General features: G+C 70.6%; 2 protein-coding genes. Both read right to left on the reverse strand.

Translation table 11 applies throughout. The annotated features are described in order from the left end of the window. Positions 1-263: 263 nt before the first annotated feature. On the reverse strand, positions 264-860 hold the full coding sequence (locus QH276_RS10515) for a hypothetical protein (protein ID WP_280400977.1): 597 nt from the start codon (positions 858-860) through the stop codon (positions 264-266). Between the two features lie 312 nt (positions 861-1,172). Then, positions 1,173-1,997, reverse strand: a complete 825-nt coding sequence (locus QH276_RS10520; RefSeq protein WP_432278788.1) for a peptidylprolyl isomerase — start codon at positions 1,995-1,997, stop codon at positions 1,173-1,175. Positions 1,998-2,019: the final 22 nt, after the last annotated feature.

A 2,019-nucleotide genomic window follows, 5' to 3' on the forward strand; every position in this document is an offset into this window, starting at 1 on the left:
TGGCACACCGCTGCGCGGCGCGGCGTACGAGGCACCCACGCAGACGTGGGCGGCGGTCGTCGGGGTCGACGGCTTCCGTGCCGGGGTAGGTGATCCGGACGCGGCAGCGCTGCCCGCGGACCTGACCATCGGCGGGCCGCCCGGCCCGGCGCGGGGGGGGGGGTCCCAACCCCCCCCCCCCCCCCCCCCCCCGGGGGGGGGCGCCCCGGGTCGCGTCCCCCCCCCCCGGGGGGGGGCCCCCTTTCCCGGGGTAGCGCAGGACGCTACCGGCTGCGTTCGAGGCCGCGGGCCAGCTCTTGCTGTTCCCGCGCCCGCTGGACAGCGGGTGCCCGCTCCGGCCGGGTGCGCACGGCCTCGCTGGCCGGTTTCGCCTGGCTCACCTCGACCAGCATGCGTGCTGCCGCGAGTTCGGGGGCGACCCCGATCCGTGCCAGATGCGCGGCGAGGGCTTCACGCCGGGCCGCCGAGTCATAGCTCACGGTCGCGGCCGCGGCGCTCACCTGCTCGGTGGAACTCTCGGCGAACCGTTCCATCGTGAAGCGATCCTTCTGCAGTTGCACGCCGCGGTAGCCGCCGTTCTCCCGGTGCTGGACCGGAGTTCCCGGCTTCACCTCCGCCATTGACTTCGAAATGGTCTGGGCCAATGCGAGGTTGCGTGGATCCTTGGCCTTGGCGTCGCGGGCTTCGCGGATCTGCAGCTCCCGGGCCTCTTTCACCCGCGCTTCGGTGAGTTTTACGCGGGCCTCGGCCTCGCGCTGACCGCGTTCCCTGGCTTTGAGCGCGACCAAGGTCGCGATCTGCAACATCGTTTTCATCATGGCCGCGGTTTCCCGGCCGATATCGTCCAGTTCCTCGGACATGGCTGCTCCCGATACTGCGGTGTTCACTATTGGGTGTTCATGGTGCCCGGCGGCGGCGGACCGCGCCGGGCGAATCGGGATTCGCCATACGACCCGCGGACCGCCCGCCGGGTTCTCGCCTTCCGGACACGTGCGCCGGAAGAACCCGCCGGCAGCGCCCCGGCCCGAAACGGCGACCGGCGAGCGCGACATGGTCACGCGCACTCCCTGTTTCGAGATTACCCGAGAACTGGGGGCACAGTCGGTGCAACGTAACGCCGACCAGCATATATCTACGGAATCGGCACAGCGCCGGACCCGCCGGAACCGCGATCAGTCGATCCGCACCGAATTCACCGTGACCGGCTGGTTGGGCTTGCCGTCACCCGGGCCGTTGGACTCGTCCTGGCCGATCGCGGCGATCTTGTCCAGGGTCGCCAGCCCGCCCTCGTCCACCGTGCCGAAGATCGTGTAGTTGGGCGGCAGCATGGAATCGCCGTAGACGATGAAGAACTGGCTGCCGTTGGTTCCCGGCCCGGCGTTGGCCATGGCCAGGACACCACGCTGATAACTGATCGGCGTCTGCAGGGCCGGATCGCCCGGTGCGAACTGATCGGTGGGGTACTCGTTGTCGAACTGGTAGCCGGGTCCGCCGGTACCGGTACCGGTCGGATCACCGCACTGCAGCACCTTCAGGCCCTCGCCCTGGGTGAGGCGGTGGCAGTTCGTACCGTCGAAGTAGCCCTGGCCCGCCAGGCTGGCAAAACTGTTCACGGTGCACGGCGATTCGGCGTTGTTCAGGGTCAGCCCGAGTGGGCCCTGGTTGGTGTCCATGCTCACGCTCAGCGTGGCATTCCCGTCGCCGGTCTGGATACCCTCCGACCGCGGCTTCTCCACCGGTTTGGCCGCCGGTTCGGGGGTGTCGTTGTAGGTGCAGTTCACGGTGGCCGGTTTCGCCGCCCCCGCGCGCGGGGGCCCCCCGGCGCGCGGGGGGGGGCGAAAGCGCGGAAGGGGGGGGGGGGGCGCCCCAAAAACCAAAGCGCGGCCGCCCTGGGGTGGTCGTTGGCGGGCACTCCCACTTCCCTCCCTTCCGGGGGCCGGGCCCCGGGCCGGGCCGGTCGCTGCTGGTCTGTTACTTCCGGGACTAGAGTCTGCCATCCCGAGGCGCGCACCCCCGGAT

It is taken from the genome of Nocardia carnea (assembly GCF_029869215.1).
Classification (GTDB): Bacteria; Actinomycetota; Actinomycetes; order Mycobacteriales; family Mycobacteriaceae; genus Nocardia; species Nocardia carnea_B.